This window comes from Paenibacillus nanchangensis (assembly GCF_046543445.1).
GTDB classification, from domain to species: domain Bacteria; phylum Bacillota; class Bacilli; order Paenibacillales; family Paenibacillaceae; genus Paenibacillus_AQ; species Paenibacillus_AQ nanchangensis.
The window spans coordinates 1-14,516 of sequence record NZ_JBHOFD010000033.1 but is presented as its reverse complement, the minus strand read 5'-3'; the positions used below and the strand labels follow the sequence as shown (position 1 = coordinate 14,516).

The window sequence follows — 14,516 nt, the reverse complement described above, 5'->3', positions numbered from 1 at the left end:
TAAATTTTGTATATTAAAGAAATAAATTTAAATTCAATTAATGTAGCTTTCCGCTAAACTTCTATGCAGCTCGCCAATAAATCTCGCCTTTAATTAAGTTCGTATGTACCCCCTACCCCATAAACAAAGCACTAAAAATAACAACATCCTGCAAGAAATGAATCAACAGCGCCCAGAAGAATCCCTTCGTTTCCAACATCGACTTGGCCAGGAACCATCCGATAAAAGCAGCCATCAATACGCCCGGGATCCCGCCTGGGTTTCCAAAATAATGAACGACACCAAAGGTCGCTGCTGCTAATCCCTGCGCTGCATAGGGGGAGAATCCGTATTTACTAACAACGGCCACAAAGGAAAACCGAAAAATGATTTCTTCTGTAAAAGCATTCATAAGCGCAAACAAAAGGATCAGGATCACCCCTGGAAATAACTCCAGGCTTATGCTTTTCCCGTGGACCACCTGAAAATAGATGACAACCGCCGTTACCAGCGTAATCACTATCGCAAAGTTTGCACCTAAGTTTTTCCACGTCTCTGTTGCCTTTGGCTTAATGCCAATCCACGGTTCGGGCCGGATTTTCCCATCCTGCTTGGTAAGATTTAAATACGCAAGTCCTTCGCTGCCTGTCAGCCCATATACAATGCCGATTACCACAATCGCCAATACCAAGGCCGTAATTTGATAACTAATCTCCACGTTGTATGTAGTATTTTGGAATATCTCTAATGCAAGGGGGGGACTGTTCCTGAGCCACAGCAGGAGAGGGGCGCAAGCAATGACCACGATCGTGATCAACAGGATGGGAAAAAGATTATTTCGTCTTTTAGTCATTCTTATGGCCCCCGTTTGGATGGTTTAATGTTTTTAACGCATGCTGACACCATTCGATTGTCATCCGCAAATACCGTTCCCCATAGTCGAGCGTCAATAACCAGAGTTGGGCCTGTTGGCTTTCCCCGCCAGGAACACTTGCTTTAATCCCCGCAAGAGTTGCCGTTAATTGCTCACACGCTTCTAATTCTTCCTCGATAAAAGTGACCAATTGAGGGATATGACGTTCCTCGGAAACAAACAGCTTCATAAGCAATTCGTTCCGCATCACGGATTCCTCAGGCGGCAGGGCTAACCAGGCATCCAGTTGGTCACATCCCTGCTGCGTAACACCGTAGACGATTTTACGTCTTCCCGTTTCCGCTTCTTCCACGACCGACACAGCGCCCTCTGACTCCAGCTGTTTAATGCTTTTGTGAATATGTCCGTAGGATTCGTTCCAGAACAGACCAATGCTTTCCTTCGAAAACTTAACAAGCTCATACGCGCTCATAGGCTTAATCCGCAGTAAGCCGAGAATAGCAAAATGGGTGGTGTTGATTCTTTTCATACGTTCCCCCTCGTAGATTCATATATCTTTCGGATATATATAATTAGCATGATACCCTACAATGCTGTAGATTACAATCCGTTTTCAGAAAATAAAAAAAACAAGGCCTCTCCCTAATTGAGCTGCCCGTTCTTGCCTATGCCCCACATAAAGAAAGCCCACGCCTTTTACCGGCCTGAGCTTTCACGTGTTACCTGTTCTCCACCACTCCAGCGATTTCTCAACAGGCTTCTCCCACGCTTTTTCGCGTTTCTCACGTTCTTTCACTTATCCCACGTTTTTTCACGCATCTCACCTTCTTGCACTCTTTCGGTCTATGACGATTCGCGAAGATCAAACTTCACAACGTCCCTCGCCGCAGCTCATAAAAATACTGCACAATCGGATGCTTCAAAGCGATCGTATCGGACATGCCTAAAATCCGCTTTTTCCCAACCCTTCGGTCCATCAAAGCCAGAACATTCAACAAAATATCGTTGCTCTCCAGGCTCTCCTCGACAGGAGTAGTTAAGAACTTATTAGCCAGCACAATAAAATTGGATTTGCTCAACGAAGCTTGTGCAGCCAAAAGCTCTTTAGCATGTTCTGTGCTTTTTCTGCTTCGGGCCATTACGACTAAACGCTCCTCCGGAACCGGCCCCTTGGTACCTGCTCTGACTGCCTCAATATCGTCATTGGTGACAGGAATACGGATATCCGGATCATTTTTAATTTCCAGCTCCGTTTGATACCATCGGATGGAGTTGGTTTTATCGTTCATGTTGAGTATGTTCTTTTTGTCCACCGATATATAACAAGTACCAGACTTATCAGGGAAATAGCGGTATGCTGGTGCTCGGTATTCTATCCTTCCATTTAACGCAGGGCTGAGAAAGCCCTCCAGTTGTTGCTTGAGTTTGCTCCAGGACATGTAATCACCTCCGTGAAAATGGGAAAAGGCCTGTCGGCCTCTTCCTAAAATTCTATGTTACCATACATCCCGTCCTCGTTTCCCGCCTGTGGAGACTTTGTGATGGATGAACTACCCTCAATCCTTATACAGATCGAACTCATCCGCGCCAGCCATAAATACGCCCACCGGCTTCAGCACATGCAGGCCCCCGATGGTCTCCGCGTGCGCATCCAACACCTCTTGCAGCGTTCCAGAAGGAAGACGGCTGAGCGGCGGAAAAGGATTGAAATATTTTCTATGTCTCCATTTTGCAGGAAAAAGGGCTGACCTTCACGCCTTGAAATGACGTTTGGGTCAGCCCTTATGGGGAATCGGCCTATTTACACGAAGTTTATTTAGTATCTATAGTTGCAATCTTCTTCACATTATCCCAGCTTATAGTTGCCCCTACGGCTTGACTAATAAAACGGAGGTTCACATAAACCGTGCTTTCAGGTGTATTAAATGGCGTTTGAGTTAAAGTGAATTCTTTGCCATTGACATTGGCCTTAAGGCTATCCACAGTCATTTTAATCGTTATCCCTGTGGTTTTGGCTGTAACATTTCCGGTTTTGGAATCCCATTGGACATTCATATTTAATGCTTCAAATATCTTACGAAATGGCACCATAGTGTTCCCATTTATGATGATAGGCTTGGCACCGAAGCCAAGCGGCTTCCCGTCTAAAATAACAGAGCCATACGTGGTTGGTGTCGCTGCACTCACACTGGAGACTGAAATACAGCCTACTGAGGCCATGATGAAAACAAGAAACGGTATTATAAATTTCAATTTCATAATATCTCCTCCAGATTCGGCAAAAGCTTCTGGATGCACGTAATCGCCGAAGTCACATTAATGTTAATGATACTGGCAATCTCAGCCGGGTCGTCCTGTTCAAAATCATAGTCATCGCTGAAGCCCTTGCTCTCCCATACGCCTACGTTATAGATGAATACGTCCAGGGTAGCGCCGCCCAAGGTCTTGGCAATCAGGCTTGCTGCCCCTGGGCTTGCCAGATCGGCCTCGATCCAGGTCCGCTGCACCCCATCCTCCAGTTTCAGGCTGTCCGGGTACGTTCTGTAGACTACCCACCTGATCACCCGGCTCCGGCAGCGCCTTGACGAAGGCCTCTCCCAAGCCTTTGCTTGCTCCAAAAATAATGAAATGTCTCATATATCCTTCTTATTCGTTAAACTCTTCTGCTTCGTCCTGCTCCTTGCTTGCAAACTCATCCAGCAGCGCACGCACTTCACCTGTGGACTTGGTGTTCATTAAGTGATTTCTTAATTCACTGGCCCCGCGGAATCCGCGGACATAGATTTTAAAGAATCGTTGAAGCGGGCTGAACGAACGCGGCCCCAGTGCCGAATATTGATCATGGAGATCCAGGTGCAGCCGCAGCAGATCAAGCAATTCTTCACTGCTGTGCTCCTTCGGCTCTTTTTCAAACGCAAACGGATTATGAAAAATACCGCGCCCAATCATAATCCCATCCACCCCGTATTGCTCAGCAAGCTTGAGGCCGGTCTGGCGGTCCGGGATATCCCCGTTAATGGTCAAAAGGGTATTCGGCGCAACCTCATCCCGAAGCTTTTTAATTTCCGGAATCAGCTCCCAGTGAGCAGGTACTTTGCTCATTTCTTCTCTTGTGCGCAGATGAATGGACAGGTTTACAATGTCCTGCTGCAAAATATGGGTTAACCAGCCGCGCCATTCGTCTACTTCCGTAAAGCCGAGCCTTGTTTTTACGCTGACGGGGAGTCCTCCAGCTTTGGCAGCCTGGATAATGTCTGCTGCGATTTCAGGACGGCAGATCAAGCCGCTTCCTTTCCCGTTCTCCGCTACATTTGCTACAGGGCAACCCATATTGATATCGATGCCTTTGAAGCCTTCTTTCGCCATACCGATACTCATTTGACGGAAGAACTCCGGCTTGTCTCCCCAGATATGCGCTACAATGGGCTGCTCATCCTCCGTAAACGTCAAACGCCCGCGCACACTATGGTTCCCCTCCGGGTGACAATAACTTTCTGTATTCGCGAACTCCGTAAAAAACACATCCGGTCTGGCCGCTTGACTTACGACATGACGAAATACAACATCCGTCACATCCTCCATGGGCGCCAGTATAAAAAAAGGCCGTGGTAAATCACGCCAAAAACTTTCTGTCATGTCAAAAACCTCTCTATAAGTACCAGGATAAAATCTTAATTCCAGAGGAGTATATTTTTTTAATTCCCACTTCTGTTAGTGGTAAAACTCGTCTAATCTTCCAAACTGTAGTACAACATGATATAATCGCAACAGCAATAGAAGGCTTGCAAGGGTGGTCGGCTAATCTCCCGGAAGGGAGGTGAGGCCAATGGAGGTTTATCAAGTGTTGTCATTGATGTTCATGTTCGGCATGTTCATTATTGCGCTGCTTAACTACCTCAAAAAGAAATAGACCGCCCTAGTCCAAAGGAAACGGTCTATCTCATTGACTGCTATTCCGAAGCCGCCGCCCTTAAAAGCGGCTATTGCAAATGGGGAGTCGTGTTAGCGCACGGCTCTCTTTGCATTTTACGCTATTTCTGCCTTTATTATAACATGGCAAGAGAAAATTTCAATCCGTTCACTTATATCAGTATAACCCTGTTTTGTTACTGGACAGGTGTTCGTTTTTTCTTTGCAAGAATAACTCGAGTTCTTTGGAAGTCAAATCATGGTGGGCTTTAGCTGGTCCAACATTGCACAAATTACTCATGCCCCAGGGTCCTGATTCATATAGAATAGCTCTTGTAAGCAACGAAAGGAGCACATCAATTATGATCTTGAATTTACAGGACGTATCCGTACGCTATCATAAAGCCAATACCAATGCGGTAACCAAAGTATCCTTCTCCGTTGAGGACAACCGTATTGTATCGATTGTGGGACATAACGGGGCAGGAAAAAGCACACTGATTCAAGCCATAATGCAAAATTTAAACTATGAAGGGTCCATTACCTATGGTTTTAGCAAAAAGGACCTGTATAAATACATCCGGGTGCAAACCCAGACGTCTACGTTCGAAAAAAACGCGAAAGTGAAGGATATTGTACAGCTCTATATTGAACTGCTGGACAGTCAGGAAACGGTGGATGAGCTTCTGCAAAGTATCCAAATGTTACCCTTTAAAAATTCCTACCTGGAAAAGCTGTCGGGCGGGGAAAAACAAAAGATTGCAGTGCTGCTTGCGACCATCGGCAATCCTAAGCTGATTATTCTGGACGAGCTGACGACAGGGCTGGATGTAATGTCCCGCAGAATGATCTGGGATTTATTGAACAAAATCCGAAAGGAAAAAGGGGGTAGCATCCTGCTCACCAGTCACTTTTTAGACGAGGTTGAATACTTGTCCGATTATGTGATTGTCCTTGAAAAGGGCAGGGTCAAGCTGCAAGGGACGGTTCCTGATATTATCGGTAATGCTTTTGCGATGCATAAACTAGCGACTTGCCTGGTGGATTCAAGCTTTAGGTTTTCCTCTCTAAAATATGCATATAAGCAGCAAAGCAATAAATTAATGATTGAATACAAAAAAGAAGACGAAAAAGAGGTCTACGATCATTTAAAAATATGCGGAGGATACGATATCCAGCTGCAGAACAGAACGTTTGAAGATGCGTTTCTCAAAATAATCGGCTATGAGTTGGATGAGAAAGGGGACACCAAATGAAACCGGTAGTTAGCTTAACCAAATATAATTTTAAACTGTTATTTAGAGATAAATCGTCTGTACTTATGGCATTTTTAATGCCCATCGGGTTTTATATTTTATTTGGATATATGCTGCAGAATGTGGAATTCAGCGGCTCGGCCTTATCCGATCTGCTTGTTCCGCTGTACATCATCATTATTATAGGCAATGCGGTCATTAGTGTGTTTGGTACGTTTTATGTACAGGCGCGGGAAAGCGGAAACCTGCAAAAATTTAAGTTTATGGGTGTCAACGAGCTTTGCTTTTCCTTCACTTTATTCATGGCTACCTTCGCTTTTCAGCTTACTGTCATTTTTGCTTTTATTGTATTTACTTATTTTTATAATGGAACGGTATTCCCGGTGCAAAACATCATCCCGGTCCTTGTTACCCTTGCCGTCATCGAGATTTTTCATTTTGCCGTTACGTTCTTTTTAACTTCGGTTCTAAGAAAGACCTCAATTTATAATCCGATCTCCTTAGCTTTTTATATGTTCCAGATGTTCCTTGGCGGCTTAACGTTCCCGATTGAAATGTTCCCGCAGTTTTTGCAAAAGCTAGTCTATTATATCAATCCCATCATCTACGGACGAAATGCATTACTGGCGGCATGGACTAACAATCCTGCAGTCGGAGATGTAGTAAAAGATAATGTAATTCTGCTCTCTATCTCTGTTGGACTTGTCATCCTAGCGATTTGTGTTCAGCGCTTTATTTTCGCTCAAAAGACATCCGCAGCATTGGCTCAATAAAATAACCCCACAAAGTGGGGCTGGCTTTTATACGGATGCTGACTCAGGTACTTTGCGTAGACCCCGAAAACCTATAAAAAAGGCATCCGTCATGGATGCCTTCTGATTGTTGAGAAACCCAGCTGTTTTAATAGTCTTGGGTTTCTTTACTGTGTTCCCATGTCTGCGGACGCTGCATCCGTTATATGCCTCGTCCCTTTCGCACGCTAACGGACTCTGCGTCCGTTATTTGCCGAAAATGGCCCCGTTTCCATCGCTAACGGACCGTGGTTCCTTTATTCTGCTAAATGATGGGTACATTAAGCCCTTTCGGATGAAATAACGGATCTAAGGTCCGTTAGGATTCCAAAACACACCTCTAGCGCAAAATAATGGATCTGGAGTCCGTTAGCCTTAGCATCTCCAAGTAATTAATAGGTTCTGGTGCGCGTGTCGAAACTTTCTCTAGCGATTGTTGGACAGCTTAATAATACCAAGCTCAATCCCTTTCACAATGGCGGCAACGGTGGAGTTCACCATTAGCTTATCGTTAATCGACATTAAATGATTGTTTACGGTGCGTCTGCTAATAAACAGCTTATCCGCAATCACTTGCTGCGTCTCCCCGTTGCTTGCATACTGCAAAATTTCCTTCTCCCGCGGGGTTAACTCTTCAATAACATCCTCAGCATTATTCTCCATAAAGATGGTGCCCCCTTGATGGATATGCTTGATGTTTTCGATCAGATTTTCAACGGACATATTTTTATCCAAAAAACCTCTAGCCCCCATGCGTTTCGCTTCCAGGTTGTATTCATGCAGGTTGTATCCCGACAGGAAAGCGACCTTCAACTCAGGAAGATGGTATAACACCTCCCGGCATACATCTAACCCGCTGTACGTCCCCATATGAATATCCAACAAGATTAAGTCAGGCTTTTCCTGCTGCACAATTTCAACGATGTTTTCCGGTGTCTGGAAGCAGATAAATTCTTCTACATGATTGGCCATTACAATTTCCAGGCTTTTGGCAAACAATTTATGATCATCAAATAACAGTACCTTCATGTGTTCTCCTTGGAAGTGTTAATGTAAACAATTTATAATCATCGTGTTGTGCCCATTCAAAAGCTCCGCCAAGTGAACCCGCCTGATGCTTCAAGCTGGAGATCCCCAAATGCTTAATCTTGACTTCCATGTCCTCTTGCACGATGGGTCTGCCATCCTCTTTCACTTCCATAATCCAATGGTCTGCGGTATACAAATGGATCCATATATGATTGGCCTCCGCATATTTACAGGTGTTCGCCAGCAGTTCCTGTAACGTACGGTAGAACAAATACGCAGACTGCTCATCCATTTGCTCGAAGATTTCATACTGAATATGGGGATTCGGAATTTTACCGTACCGCTTGCGCATCTCATCAAGTAAGATATGAATATTTCGCTCAAAAGACAGATCCGCAAGGGTAGACGGATAAATTTCATGCATTTGCGAGCGGATCGACGTATTGAGGTCAGCCAAAGTTTCGACCGCCAGCTCCTTTAGCGCAGGCTGTTCCGTTGGTAAGGTGGCCACGATGTTTTTAGTCGCAATAATGTTCTGCAAAATATTATCGTGCAAATAATACGTCACCTCTTTGCGAAAGCTCAACTCCTTACTGAAATTCCCGCTCCCTTCAGCATCCAGCAGTTTGATTTTACTCATCTCTTCCCATTGGTTAAGCTTGTTCAACAGATAACGGGCTAAAGCATAGGCCGTGTAGTAGTGCCCGGGTGTAAAGGACTGATGTGTATCGGTTCTATGGAGCACCAGCAAGACTTCTCCGGCATATAGAGACTTGCCTGACTTAAAACCAGGCTCAAGAAAGACTCCACTGGTATATATGACTTTGTGATTATACATGATTTTGATGCCGTCATTCGGAATAACAGGGGACAGCTTGGAGTCAAAACCAGACCAGGACAATTCTTTTTCCTGCTGGCTTAATGCATCCTCCCATTTTTTCACGAACCAGTCATTGAGCCCGCTTTCGAGGATTCCATCCTTGGCACGGAGTACCTTCTGTATATTGAAGCATGCTGCAAAGGCCATAACGAATAACACCAGGCTGCCTGTTAAACACAAGGCAAAGGGACTGCTGCTGCCTGAATAAACCCACTTATAGCTGGCTATGGAGTAGCCAAATAACAGGCTTATCATACATAAAAAAATAATGGACTCTGCATACAGAAGGCGGAATACCACCCGGTGTATTGATGCTGACGCCACATAAAGAACAAAGATTAGAAAGCTCGTCGGCAGCGTAAAAATCGTGTTTTGCTGAAAAGGAAAAAGAAAAGAAGAAGCACAAGCTGCAATCGCTAAACTATGTAATAATCCTAATATGATCACATTCCATTTTTGCATCGTAGTCAGGTCAGCATGCAGTACCATCACGATGGTATACAAGGTGCAGACTGCAAATAAAATTGCCGGATTTAGAGCAAATGCCAGCACTATACTGGCTGAAGCAACGATATAGTATAGCCTTGTAACCCAAGGCTGAATGGAGTTTCGCCTCATATAATAAATCGAAGCTGCGATAAAAATAAGCGCTGCGCTATAAAACAAGTAAGAATAGCCCTCATAAAGCAAAAACATCCACAAAAAAAGATGAATAGGAATGTAATATTTCGGCTTTGCACCACCCGCCAAAAATAAATAGAAGCAAAGCAGTACGTTACCGATCACAAATACAAAAAGGTAATGCGCCGGAAAAATAATCACCTTATTTTGAAATAAACAAGTCAACGCTAACACAACGGAATAAACAAAAAAAAGCATTTTTGTGCTGGCCTGAATATGAGTTCCAGATATCTTATGCTGCATTAGATGGCTCCTGCTCTTGTTACTTTTTTCTTATTTTACATGGTCTTCTTTTAAAATACCGTAAATTTCGATATCGATAACCCCTTTACCGGCCCAGAAGGTTGCTTGTCTTAAGGTTCCTTCCTGGATGAAACCGTTCTTCATCAACACCTTCTTGGAAGGCTCGTTCCCGGGCATCACTTCAGCCTGAATTCTGTTGACGTTGACCTCCGTGAACAAATAATCGAGCAGTATTTTTACCGTTTCCGTAGCAATACCTTTTCCCCAATGCGATTCCGCTAAAAAATAGCCCAGTGTTGCTCCGTTAACTTTTTGGTTAAAGTCGAAAACTTCAGCAATCCCAAGCAGCTGATCGGGTTCAGCATTTGCGAAGATCCCCCACTTTACCCTCGATTTTTTATTATAGTCTCTTTCAAAATGCCCTATCATATTTTTGACCGTTTCTTTATTATGTTTGGATAAGATGCCGCAGTATGCAAATACTGTGTCATTGTCATAGATTTCAAAGACTTCGTCAATATGATGAGCTTCAATCTTTTTTAATACAAGTTTCTCTGACTTTAGGATAGGGAATTGCTCAAAAACTGCCGTTAAGTTCATACCCTCACCGCTCCCTGCTTTTTATTTTTTGGGACCTTAGCTTTCGTACTGCAAACTTTCTTGTGTCCTCGTAGCTGTCGTACAAGCATTCTTCTATTATCTCTTGGGGGAGAAATTTTCTCTTGGACATTTTCAGAATTAGAGTATGACGGCAAAATGAACACAGCGTTTGTCTATATATGTAGGTAAAACATGCAGGACTAATCTTCACTGTTCGGTTATCCAATAAATTCTCAACGTCCATAAAGACTCCATGCCAGCTGCCATCCTCATAAGATACTTCCAGGCTCTGGATGCCTTCGAGCAGAACAGCTTCATCTTCAGGCTTATAGCAGTAACATAGGAGGCTTAGAGCATTTGCGGTCTCGTTCTTTTGTTTAAGAAGATTTAATGCGTAGTCATGGATCATGTCTGGCGGTAAATGCTGCATCATTTCAAACGCAACATCACGTATTGCTTGATTTTCGCTTTCGGCAAGTTCAAAAATAAACTGCTCCTCCAACGGGAAGCGCACTTTTCTAAACGTCCAAAGTAATTCCAACTTTATTTCTGGATTTGTTTCTTCAATGGAGTATTTCGCTAATTTAATCAAATCCTCTGCTGAAGCAATCCTCGCAAAACGAAGTGCAAGCCCCCGGCTGCACTTTTCTTTTGATGCTTTGACCAGTTCTTCTAATGTTGGGGGATCAATACTTTGTCCATTCTGAATAGTAGTGTGTGAAACAGAGTTTAAAAAGGCTTTTACAGCTTCCGATTTCATCGCATTGTTCTGCAAATAAGTATCGACACGTTTATCCCCAAACTTGTTTTGTGCATTGGAGTAGAACCAATCCATATCAACATGATTACGCTTATTTAACGCATGCTCGCCAAGCTGCTTTACAATATTTTTGAATGCAGGAAATCCATCTAGAGAGGTCAGCCATACACAAAGCCATTCTCAATGATCCTTCTCTTTATGACTTACGCGATGGGAAAGCAATCCAAGCAATACGTTATATTTCTCATATAATGCTTCCCTTGCTAGAACGCTGCCATCTACTGCAAATAGATATAAAAGCTCGCACAACTGATCGAATAACCACGTATCTAGATTCTTTTGCATAAACTTGTGGATGATTGCCTCTTCAAAAAAGCTCTTATCTTCGAATAGACCTATTGCTTTATATAGAAAAGTCCCACGTCCTCCTTCGCATTGCATGTCATAGCAGGTGTTACGAAGACAAGCCCATAAGACAATATCTTTATATTTTTCACGACAGTTACTCTCTTTTAACTCAATATACGAACTGCCTAGTCCCCGTTTGAATGCCTCTTTGAATTGATTTTTTGTAAGTTTTCTTTCTCCCAATTAATGACCTCCTGACTTCCTAGTCTGCGTTGATCACACCGAAGTCCTGCCTGCCCAAGTGCCATTGAAACGCTATCCTCACCTGTTATCCTCATCGTTCTTGTGTACAACTTCTGTGTTTTCTGATGCTATATTATCTATGTTAACCGATGATATCATGAAAGCAGCCGCTAAAGGGATTCATTTCCACACTGTTTAATACATAAAAATGTTATTCGCAGAGTTTGAAGGCACTATCTTCAATATGCTTGAGGAACATAAACATTAAGTTTGTTAACATCGTGCCGCCTGAGGATATTTGTTCTGTTTGCGCCTACAGTTACTGTTTAGAAGAAACGATGACCGGACTGGGCGAAGAACGAGATGTACCGCAACCGTCTATTGGGCGAACAGGGGCTTGAAGTGACACTTCCATAAGCCGGGCACTTAAACCGCTAAAAATAAAAGAGGCCACAGTTGGCCTCTTTTACGTTAGCTTTGCCAGCTCATCCATAAAAGCCGGCCGTGTAGGATATTGAGCTTTTAATTGAGCGATGATTTCCTCCTGGCTTGGTTTCCCTACTACTTTTTTATATCGTTTAAGCATGGCGCATACACGCTGATACTCTTTTCTGTTGGAAGATGTGCTGGCCGTGTTATAGATATGTTGGCTATAAACCTGCTTCATTTCCTCGCGGTAATCGGTAGACAGCCGGTCTGCATATTCTTCTATCCTGGAAGGATTGGCCGTTACATAAGCCATCATTTCTTCCGTGTCATTTTTTTCTGCAATGAGCTTAAGATAGACTTCCCGGGTTTTCCAATGGTTAGCTTTTTTCAATTCGGGAAGGATGCTGCGGTAGAACTCTTCCTTGTCCCCAGGGAACAACGACTCCAGTTCATGATAATAGACATAGTCCCCATTCAGCAAAAGCTCTTTAGCCAACTCCACCTGCTCTTGCCTGAGAGAAAGCTTTTTATAAGCTTCATATCTTACAGCCTTCCACTTGGTAAGCAATCCAGGAAACGGCTGATCCTGCTGCTCCCCTTCTTCAGCTAATTCGATGGCACGGCGATAATTTCGGTTTGCCAGACTTTTCTCAATGGCCCACTCTCTGAAAAAAGAAAAATGAAGATTTTCTTGTACAAATCTCTCCACTTCCTCTTTAGAGCCGTAGTCCTGAACGAACTGAAATAAAATTTTGAGCAGCGCTTCATTTGTATATTTTAGATACTCATCGTTGGCATTTGAAGCAATTTGATGCTCAATCTCCCTTTTCAACTGCCCTCTGAGCTTCTCCACATCCGCAAATTCGGCACAGATATGAAATAATGCAATCTGGAAATCCTCCCATCCCTCAAAAATCTTACTCTTACCCACGCTGAGCAGACGTTTAAAAAGCCGTTCCCGAGCCGACAGATCCTGACGTTCCTGGCTATCAACGATTTTCTGAATCTGTCCCAACGCTTCCTTCACTAACATGCCAATGTCGCCGTTAGAATCATCCGCATACTGAAATGCCGCCAGCCCTTCTTCCAGTACCAGTAAAATGATCTCCAGTGCCAGCGATTCATGCTCCATGTCGCTAGAGTCTTCCAACAACTCAAGCATTTCACTCGCAAACCCATAGGTTTCCCGATAAGGAATGAATCCATCTCGTCCAACATAGCTTTTCACAATGGATTTGATTCGTTTCTTGTAGGACTGAATCTGCTGAGAATGTTCTCCTTTAGCATATTTCAACAGAAGACGTTGTCTAAACATCTCATCCTGCTCCGCGAATTGGGCAATAATACAAATCAGTTCGTCTTTGGACAAACGACTTAATAATGCTTGTACTTCAGTTTGCCTCGTCATTTTCATTTTCACTCCTATTAATTAAATCTGTACTTTGAGATATAGAACATACCGTAGCGCCTTAGCCGCCTTTGCCCTATTCAATCAAATGCCTTCTTCCTCTAACCCCTTATAAAGTGTAATTTTATGTTCGATTTTGAGCAGGTTCTCCTGTAGCTCTTCAATTTGTTTGGTTACTTTATTTTGATGCAGTTCTAGCATTGTTCTCCTTTCCTTGATTGTAGCTTCACCCTGACTCCGCAACTCAGAAAACTGCTTCATCTCACTGATTGGCATTCCAGTTTCCCGCAGCCGGATTAAAAAATCTATCCATAACAAGTCGGAATCCCGATACTTGCGGTATCCAGATTCGTTACGCGCTACGCCGTTCAGCAAACCAATTTTCTCATAGTAACGTAAAGTGTGAACGGACAGCCCGGTTATTTGCGAAACTTGTTGAATCGTAAAATGTTTGTCCATGATACTGATTATAACAAAAAATAGTGTTGCCTTAGAGTGCACTCGAAAGTATAGCATGACTTTAAGAGGTGGCTTGATCATTTACTTACAGGGGGTTGAATATGACTACAGAGCGCTATCAACGTGGCTGGGAAAAGCTAATGGAAATTGACGGGGAAGGGGGAGAGCGGGTGATCGCGTCATTGCAGGACATTGCTCCTGACCTTGGCCGGTACGTGGTTGAATTTGCTTTTGGAGATATTTATTCCAGAGAAGGCTTGGACTTAAAACAACGGCAGCTTGTCACTCTTGCTTCCTTAACCACACAAGGCGGTTGCGAACCCCAGCTTCAGGTTCATATTAACGCGGCTCTTAATGTGGGACTCTCTCCTCGCGAGATCATTGAGGCTATCACGCATTGTATTCCCTACACAGGTTTTCCGCGTGTGTTAAATGCTATATTTGTAGCAAAACGTATTTTTCAAGAACAGAATGTACAAATCGGGTAAAACCAATACCAATACCAATCCAATCCTATCCAATCCAATATCCATATTTTCGCCGCACATAGCAGAAACCGCGCCAGCAATAGCTGTCACGGTTTCTTTTATCCTTATGCGAAGCTCTTACTTATTATACAGTCTGTAG

At 43.5% G+C, this 14,516-nt stretch carries 17 protein-coding genes; 4 read left to right on the top strand and 13 right to left on the bottom strand.

Features of this window, described 5'->3' with window-relative positions; translation table 11 throughout:
- Positions 1-112: 112 nt before the first annotated feature.
- From ACE6ED_RS22780 to ACE6ED_RS22755, 6 genes are all read right to left on the bottom strand, one after another.
- Positions 113-832: a CPBP family intramembrane glutamic endopeptidase gene (locus ACE6ED_RS22780; RefSeq protein WP_410829722.1), complete on the bottom strand. Its 720-nt coding sequence runs from the start codon at positions 830-832 to the stop codon at positions 113-115.
- Positions 825-1,382, bottom strand: coding sequence for a PadR family transcriptional regulator (locus ACE6ED_RS22775; protein WP_410829721.1), 558 nt, complete (start codon positions 1,380-1,382; stop codon positions 825-827). Before ACE6ED_RS22775 ends, ACE6ED_RS22780 begins: the two co-directional genes overlap by 8 nt.
- A 340-nt stretch (positions 1,383-1,722) precedes the next feature.
- Positions 1,723-2,292, bottom strand: a complete 570-nt coding sequence (locus ACE6ED_RS22770) for an SF0329 family protein (RefSeq protein WP_410829720.1) — start codon at positions 2,290-2,292, stop codon at positions 1,723-1,725.
- A gap of 373 nt (positions 2,293-2,665) precedes the next feature.
- Complete coding sequence (locus tag ACE6ED_RS22765; protein WP_410829719.1) at positions 2,666-3,112, bottom strand: copper amine oxidase N-terminal domain-containing protein; 447 nt, start codon at positions 3,110-3,112, stop codon at positions 2,666-2,668.
- Entirely contained in the window at positions 3,109-3,417 is a 309-nt protein-coding gene (locus tag ACE6ED_RS22760; RefSeq protein ID WP_410829718.1) for an SDR family oxidoreductase, read from the bottom strand. The genes ACE6ED_RS22765 and ACE6ED_RS22760 overlap by 4 nt, the downstream gene beginning before the upstream one ends.
- An 82-nt stretch (positions 3,418-3,499) precedes the next feature.
- The gene (locus tag ACE6ED_RS22755) at positions 3,500-4,489 is read right to left on the bottom strand and encodes a tRNA dihydrouridine synthase (protein WP_410829717.1); all 990 of its coding nucleotides are present in this window, start codon (positions 4,487-4,489) and stop codon (positions 3,500-3,502) included.
- 190 nt (positions 4,490-4,679) lie between these two features.
- On the opposite strand from ACE6ED_RS22755, the gene ACE6ED_RS22750 reads away from it, so the two are divergent.
- The 3 genes from ACE6ED_RS22750 to ACE6ED_RS22740 all read left to right on the top strand — a co-directional run bounded on the left by ACE6ED_RS22750 (position 4,680) and on the right by ACE6ED_RS22740 (position 6,791).
- Positions 4,680-4,763 (top strand): putative holin-like toxin, encoded by an 84-nt coding sequence (locus ACE6ED_RS22750; RefSeq protein WP_410829765.1) that lies wholly within the window; start codon positions 4,680-4,682, stop codon positions 4,761-4,763.
- A 361-nt stretch (positions 4,764-5,124) separates the two neighbouring features.
- The gene (locus ACE6ED_RS22745; protein WP_410829716.1) at positions 5,125-6,018 is read left to right on the top strand and encodes an ATP-binding cassette domain-containing protein; all 894 of its coding nucleotides are present in this window, start codon (positions 5,125-5,127) and stop codon (positions 6,016-6,018) included.
- The gene (locus tag ACE6ED_RS22740) at positions 6,015-6,791 is read left to right on the top strand and encodes an ABC transporter permease (RefSeq protein ID WP_410829715.1); all 777 of its coding nucleotides are present in this window, start codon (positions 6,015-6,017) and stop codon (positions 6,789-6,791) included. Before ACE6ED_RS22745 ends, ACE6ED_RS22740 begins: the two co-directional genes overlap by 4 nt.
- Before the next feature lie 444 nt (positions 6,792-7,235).
- Here the strand turns inward: ACE6ED_RS22740 and ACE6ED_RS22735 are convergent, their stop codons facing one another.
- The 7 genes from ACE6ED_RS22735 to ACE6ED_RS22705 all read right to left on the bottom strand — a co-directional run bounded on the left by ACE6ED_RS22735 (position 7,236) and on the right by ACE6ED_RS22705 (position 13,889).
- Positions 7,236-7,838, bottom strand: a complete 603-nt coding sequence (locus ACE6ED_RS22735; RefSeq protein WP_410829714.1) for a response regulator transcription factor — start codon at positions 7,836-7,838, stop codon at positions 7,236-7,238.
- Complete coding sequence (locus tag ACE6ED_RS22730; RefSeq protein WP_410829713.1) at positions 7,819-9,642, bottom strand: sensor histidine kinase; 1,824 nt, start codon at positions 9,640-9,642, stop codon at positions 7,819-7,821. Before ACE6ED_RS22730 ends, ACE6ED_RS22735 begins: the two co-directional genes overlap by 20 nt.
- 30 nt (positions 9,643-9,672) lie before the next feature.
- The gene (locus ACE6ED_RS22725) at positions 9,673-10,242 is read right to left on the bottom strand and encodes a GNAT family N-acetyltransferase (protein ID WP_410829712.1); all 570 of its coding nucleotides are present in this window, start codon (positions 10,240-10,242) and stop codon (positions 9,673-9,675) included.
- 4 nt (positions 10,243-10,246) lie between these two features.
- On the bottom strand, positions 10,247-11,077 hold the full coding sequence (locus ACE6ED_RS22720; protein WP_410829711.1) for a hypothetical protein: 831 nt from the start codon (positions 11,075-11,077) through the stop codon (positions 10,247-10,249).
- Positions 11,078-11,182: 105 nt separating this feature from the next.
- Entirely contained in the window at positions 11,183-11,593 is a 411-nt protein-coding gene (locus tag ACE6ED_RS22715) for a hypothetical protein (RefSeq protein WP_410829710.1), read from the bottom strand.
- Between the two features lie 466 nt (positions 11,594-12,059).
- Complete coding sequence (locus ACE6ED_RS22710; protein WP_410829709.1) at positions 12,060-13,436, bottom strand: hypothetical protein; 1,377 nt, start codon at positions 13,434-13,436, stop codon at positions 12,060-12,062.
- A gap of 78 nt (positions 13,437-13,514) precedes the next feature.
- Positions 13,515-13,889 (bottom strand): MerR family transcriptional regulator, encoded by a 375-nt coding sequence (locus ACE6ED_RS22705; protein ID WP_410829708.1) that lies wholly within the window; start codon positions 13,887-13,889, stop codon positions 13,515-13,517.
- Between the two features lie 101 nt (positions 13,890-13,990).
- Here ACE6ED_RS22705 and ACE6ED_RS22700 point away from each other — a divergent pair, with 101 nt between their 5' ends.
- Entirely contained in the window at positions 13,991-14,377 is a 387-nt protein-coding gene (locus ACE6ED_RS22700; protein ID WP_410829707.1) for a carboxymuconolactone decarboxylase family protein, read from the top strand.
- Positions 14,378-14,516: the final 139 nt, after the last annotated feature.

Bases quoted from the DNA above. Each gene is read 5' to 3' on its own strand.
- ACE6ED_RS22780 (WP_410829722.1), bottom strand. From the start codon at position 832: ATGACTAAAAGACGAAATAATCTTTTTCCCATCCTGTTGATCACGATC.
- ACE6ED_RS22775 (WP_410829721.1), bottom strand. From the start codon at position 1,382: ATGAAAAGAATCAACACCACCCATTTTGCTATTCTCGGCTTACTGCGG.
- ACE6ED_RS22770 (WP_410829720.1), bottom strand. From the start codon at position 2,292: ATGTCCTGGAGCAAACTCAAGCAACAACTGGAGGGCTTTCTCAGCCCT.
- ACE6ED_RS22765 (WP_410829719.1), bottom strand. From the start codon at position 3,112: ATGAAATTGAAATTTATAATACCGTTTCTTGTTTTCATCATGGCCTCA.
- ACE6ED_RS22755 (WP_410829717.1), bottom strand. From the start codon at position 4,489: ATGACAGAAAGTTTTTGGCGTGATTTACCACGGCCTTTTTTTATACTG.
- ACE6ED_RS22750 (WP_410829765.1), top strand. From the start codon at position 4,680: ATGGAGGTTTATCAAGTGTTGTCATTGATGTTCATGTTCGGCATGTTC.
- ACE6ED_RS22745 (WP_410829716.1), top strand. From the start codon at position 5,125: ATGATCTTGAATTTACAGGACGTATCCGTACGCTATCATAAAGCCAAT.
- ACE6ED_RS22740 (WP_410829715.1), top strand. From the start codon at position 6,015: ATGAAACCGGTAGTTAGCTTAACCAAATATAATTTTAAACTGTTATTT.
- ACE6ED_RS22735 (WP_410829714.1), bottom strand. From the start codon at position 7,838: ATGAAGGTACTGTTATTTGATGATCATAAATTGTTTGCCAAAAGCCTG.
- ACE6ED_RS22730 (WP_410829713.1), bottom strand. From the start codon at position 9,642: ATGCAGCATAAGATATCTGGAACTCATATTCAGGCCAGCACAAAAATG.
- ACE6ED_RS22725 (WP_410829712.1), bottom strand. From the start codon at position 10,242: ATGAACTTAACGGCAGTTTTTGAGCAATTCCCTATCCTAAAGTCAGAG.
- ACE6ED_RS22720 (WP_410829711.1), bottom strand. From the start codon at position 11,077: ATGGATTGGTTCTACTCCAATGCACAAAACAAGTTTGGGGATAAACGT.
- ACE6ED_RS22710 (WP_410829709.1), bottom strand. From the start codon at position 13,436: ATGAAAATGACGAGGCAAACTGAAGTACAAGCATTATTAAGTCGTTTG.
- ACE6ED_RS22705 (WP_410829708.1), bottom strand. From the start codon at position 13,889: ATGGACAAACATTTTACGATTCAACAAGTTTCGCAAATAACCGGGCTG.
- ACE6ED_RS22700 (WP_410829707.1), top strand. From the start codon at position 13,991: ATGACTACAGAGCGCTATCAACGTGGCTGGGAAAAGCTAATGGAAATT.